The organism is Rhizobium cerradonense, assembly GCF_030182455.1.
Lineage (GTDB): Bacteria > Pseudomonadota > Alphaproteobacteria > Rhizobiales > Rhizobiaceae > Rhizobium.
Map to the genome: position 1 here is coordinate 1 of NZ_JAQJCK010000054.1, position 3991 is coordinate 3991.

At 57.5% G+C, this 3991-nt stretch carries 6 protein-coding genes and 1 other annotated feature; of the genes, 2 read left to right on the forward strand and 4 right to left on the reverse strand.

Going from position 1 to position 3991, the window contains the following annotated elements; all coding sequences use genetic code 11:
• Together PH547_RS33430 and PH547_RS33435 are read right to left on the reverse strand one after the other, a co-directional pair.
• Nucleotides 1-260, reverse strand: a 260-nt coding sequence (locus PH547_RS33430) for a hypothetical protein (RefSeq protein WP_483315601.1), incomplete at its 3' end; no start/stop codon positions are given.
• A gap of 57 nt (nt 261-317) precedes the next feature.
• Complete coding sequence (locus tag PH547_RS33435) at nt 318-785, reverse strand: LysR substrate-binding domain-containing protein (RefSeq protein WP_285170460.1); 468 nt, start codon at nt 783-785, stop codon at nt 318-320.
• A 64-nt stretch (nt 786-849) separates the two neighbouring features.
• Here PH547_RS33435 and PH547_RS33440 point away from each other — a divergent pair.
• Nucleotides 850-2072, forward strand: a protein-coding gene (locus PH547_RS33440) for an IS3 family transposase (protein WP_184806348.1) whose coding sequence is annotated in 2 segments (ribosomal slippage) — nt 850-1141 and nt 1141-2072 — 1224 coding nt in all. Because the reading frame shifts where the segments join, the coding sequence is not laid out codon by codon here.
• Nucleotides 1134-1250 (forward strand) — a sequence feature (AL1L pseudoknot). Its footprint overlaps the gene before it by 117 nt.
• On the opposite strand, the gene PH547_RS33445 is transcribed toward PH547_RS33440, so the two are convergent.
• On the reverse strand, nt 2036-2404 hold the full coding sequence (locus PH547_RS33445) for a LysR family transcriptional regulator (protein WP_246802383.1): 369 nt from the start codon (nt 2402-2404) through the stop codon (nt 2036-2038). The two genes, PH547_RS33440 and PH547_RS33445, sit on opposite strands and share 37 nt — an antisense overlap.
• A 180-nt stretch (nt 2405-2584) precedes the next feature.
• Here PH547_RS33445 and PH547_RS33450 point away from each other — a divergent pair, with 180 nt between their 5' ends.
• Nucleotides 2585-3502, forward strand: coding sequence for an alpha/beta hydrolase (locus PH547_RS33450; protein ID WP_246802382.1), 918 nt, complete (start codon nt 2585-2587; stop codon nt 3500-3502).
• Between the two features lie 327 nt (nt 3503-3829).
• Here the strand turns inward: PH547_RS33450 and PH547_RS33455 are convergent.
• The coding region (locus PH547_RS33455; RefSeq protein ID WP_285170337.1) for a transposase at nt 3830-3991 on the reverse strand (162 nt) is incomplete at its 5' end.

The following is a 3991-nucleotide window of genomic DNA, read 5'->3' on the forward strand; positions in this document are numbered from 1 at the left end:
CTGCTTCCGTATGAAAGACTTCCCGGCATGCACAGGGTCTCCGACCGCGCGGGATCGGGGCATGGCTTGCGATTGACGCCATGCACCGTGTTGCCTTCCGCTTCGCTTAACAGCGTCGGCATCCCGGATTTTTCATTTCGCGGCTCTATGGCTGGCCTGCCGGTTTCCCCTGTCAACGCTTCGACGCATACCTCGCGATGTGCGCCGCATGACTCGGGGTCAGAGTGATTCGCCACTTCTTCTCCGTACTGAACTTTCATCAACTATCTTTCATCGGCTTTGCAGCCGCACTAAGCGCTGTTGCCCTAACACGTTAATCAGGTTGCGCCGGACTCGGATTTCGCCTTTTGCTCGACAATAGCATTGAGCGAGTTGGCTTGAGAGGGATGATAATTGTGCCAGTAATCCACAAACGCCCGCAATTTGGGTAGCGCTTGTTTTCGATCCGGAAAATAGATGAAAAAACCCGGACTCGTGGGCATGAACGTTTCGAGGCAGGTTTCGAGGAGACCCTGGCGGATCAGCGGCTCGACAACGCCAGCGATATTGTAGGCTAAACCGACACCTGCCTGCGCGGCTGAAAGAGAAGTCGCGGGTCCATTTACGGTGAGACCTCCTGCCACATCCATCACGAAGCTCCGAGTCCCAATCTCCTCGGTGTGCTCGACAAAATCCCAGCGGTAGACTGCGCCTCCAGCGAGCCGAATATTGATACAGGAGTGACGCTCAAGCTCTTCTGGCCGCAGCGGCTTACCGCGTTTTGCGAAGTAAGCAGGTGACCCCACGACCACCCTCGGAGTGAACCGCGCCGGGTTTGCCGGAGACCCCAACTCGTGAGAAGTAGGGTCTATGACAAGCAAGACGACGAACAAATTCTCTCCTGAAGTTCGTGCCCGCGCCGTTCGGATGGTGACGGAGCATGAAGCCGAACATCCCTCCCGCTGGGCGGCGGTATCATCGATAGCGGCCAAGATCGGTTGCTCGGCGCATACCCTCCATGAATGGGTGAAGAAGGCCGAGGTCGACAGCGGCAAGCGTGCAGGTTTGCCGAGTGACGTGGCGGAGAAGATGAAGGCTCTGGAGCGGGAGAACCGCGAGCTTCGTCAGGCGAATGAGATTCTACGCAAAGCCTCGGCGTATTTTGCCCAGGCGGAGCTCGACCGCCCACTGAAGCGATGATCTCCTTCATCGACGAACACCGCTCGGTGCTCGGGGTCGAGCCGATCTGCAGACTGCTGCCGATTGCCCCGTCCACCTGTTATGAGGTTATCGCCAAGCGCATGGACGTGGACCGCCTATCGGCCCGCGAACGGAATGATATTGCCATGAAAGTCGAGATACGTCGGGTGTTCAACGAGAACTTCCAGGTCTATGGTGTGCGCAAAGTCTGGCGGCAGTTGCAGCGAGAAGGTTACGACATCGCCCGCTGCACCGTCGCTCGGCTTATGAGAATGATGGGGCTTCAAGGCGTCATTCGCGGCAAGCCAGTCAAAACCACTGTGTCGGACAAGTCCGCTCCATGTCCGCTCGACCGGGTGAACCGACAGTTCTGCGCTCCAGCGCCGAACATGCTGTGGTTATCCGATTTCGCGACCTGGCAGGGCTTCGTTTACGTGGCCTTCGTCATTGATGCCTTCGCCCGCCGTATCGTCGGTTGGCGGGCAAGCCGAACGGCCCATGCGGGCTTTGTACTCGATGCCCTCGATCAGGCGCTTCATGATCGGAGGCCCGTTAAACGTGGCGGGCTGGTTCATCATTCCGACCGCGGCTCGCAATATGTGTCCATTCGCTATTCCGAACGGCTGGCGGAGGCGGGCATCGAGCCGTCTGTCGGAAGCGTTGGCGACAGTTACGACAATGCTCTCGCCGAAACGATCAACGGTCTTTACAAGGCAGAGGTCATCCATCGGCGAGGACCATGGCGCAACTTCGAAGCCGTGGAGTTCGCCACGCTCGAATGGGTCGACTGGTTCAACCTCCGCCGTCTTCTGGAACCCATCGGGAATATTCCGCCAGCAGAGGCAGAAGAACGATACTACGCCATGCTGGACGCACCAGCTATGGCCGCATAACTTAAACCAAACGGTCTCCGGCAAACCCGGCGCGGTTCAAACCGCAGAAGCCCTCTGGGGTTATCACTGAGGCGCTGAGCGGCCTCATATGCAGCTTCAACGTAGGCGACGCCCGCTGAAGCCTGCTCCAAAAAGACTTGTCCCGCTTCGGTAAGGCCAACGGAACGCGTTGTGCGCGTGAAGAGCGGTGCGCCCACACGCGCCTCCAGTTGCTTGATCGTCCAACTGATTGCAGCAGGTGTCACGCCGAGTTCAAGCGCAGCAGCAGTAAAGCTCCGTCGTTCCGCGACACGAGTGAAGACGACTATTCCTTCCAGGAGGTCAGCTCTCATTATCAAACTCGCCTTACAAACCCTTTTAGTTTTTTGCAGATTATCAAACCAAACTCCACCGGGTATCTTTAGAGCCTTCGTTAGGAGTTGTCGCCGATGCCTATTGCATCGATCACACGCCGGAACCTCGGCCTCGCTATTGGGGCGACTGCCGTTCTCTTCAGCACAGGAAAAAATACCATGGCACAGACACTGACCGAACGAAGCCAACCAGCGGCGCAGAAAGTCAGTTTTGAAAGCGAGGACGGGTTCGTCGTCGCCAATCTATATCTTCCAGAGGGACATGATCCATCGCGTCGCTATCCGGCCGTCGCGGTCGGTGGTTCGCTAACCTCGGTGAAGGAGCAGATGGGCGGAAATTATGCTGGCGAACTTGCCCGGCGCGGCATCATTGCGCTCGCAATTGATTATCGCAATTACGGCGAGAGTAGCGGTGCGATGCGCCAGTTCGAGGAGCAGGCTTCGAAGGCGGAGGACTTATCGGCCGCGCTTCGGTATTTGAAGAAACGTAGCGACGTGACCGGGACAGGGATTCTCGGGATTTGCACATCAGGGGGCACGGGTCTCTACACGGCTGCGAAGGACCCCAACGTGGGTGCGTTAGCCACCGTTGCAGGGTTTTTCTCCGACCCCGAACTCGGGTTGAAGATGTTCGGCCGTGAAGGTATCGACAACCGGATCGCGGCAGGTCGACAGGCGCGTAAACGATACGACGAAAATGGGGTAATCGAAACGGTCTTCGCGTATATGCCGAACGACAAATCGGCAGTGAGCCCCAGCCCCAGCGAATACTATATGGATCAGTCACGCGGCGGGAGCGTTCGTGCCTGGCGCAACGAGTTTGCGGTTATGGCCTGGGAGCCTTGGCTTGCTTTTGACCCTTTGGCGCAGGCTCCCCATGTTACGGCACCAGCACTCGTCGTTCACTCAGATGGTGCGGCGTTCCCTGATCAGGCTCGCAAAGTGTATGACCTTTTGGCAGGCCCGAAAGACCTTCATTGGATTGAGGGAAAACACTTCGACTTTTACGACCAAGCTGAGACAGTGCGTCAAGCTGCTGACCGGGTTGCGTCACACTTCCACAGCAAGCTCAGTTAAGGCGATGCCGAGGAGAGGTTGTCCAGGTGAAGGTGAAGGGTGCTTTTGTCCATGTTGCCCCTACTGAACGAATGATGCGCCGCATCCGCTTGGCGGAAGGCGGCTCGGGTCATAAAGCGTCAACAGATTAACTAGCTAGTTTCCGTCCACAAACAGGCGTATTTAAGCGCGTTTACAAGGGTTTGTCCTTTGCGGTGAGAGTGGTTTTGGGGCGACGGACAGGATCATGAACGCTTGTGATTGGGCAGTATACAGTTGGCGGCGCTGAGGCGTACGCCACGAGGCCGGCATTGTAGCGACGGCGCAATTCTAAAAGCTGGTCGGAGTTCAGGTCGGTTTGAGGCGGATGAAGAGGACGAGGTTGTAAGCCACGACGGAGGACCAGACGTAGGTCTTGAAGTGGTCAAGGCCCCGCCAGGTGCAGCGTGCCAGGCCGTAGGCACGCTTGAGGCATGATATTCCGGCTTCGATACCGGCGCGGAAGTTGCG

Excerpts from the sequence above, each read along its gene's own strand:
- PH547_RS33445 (WP_246802383.1), bottom strand. The coding sequence starts at position 2,404 with ATGAGAGCTGACCTCCTGGAAGGAATAGTCGTCTTCACTCGTGTCGCG.
- PH547_RS33450 (WP_246802382.1), top strand. The coding sequence starts at position 2,585 with ATGGCACAGACACTGACCGAACGAAGCCAACCAGCGGCGCAGAAAGTC.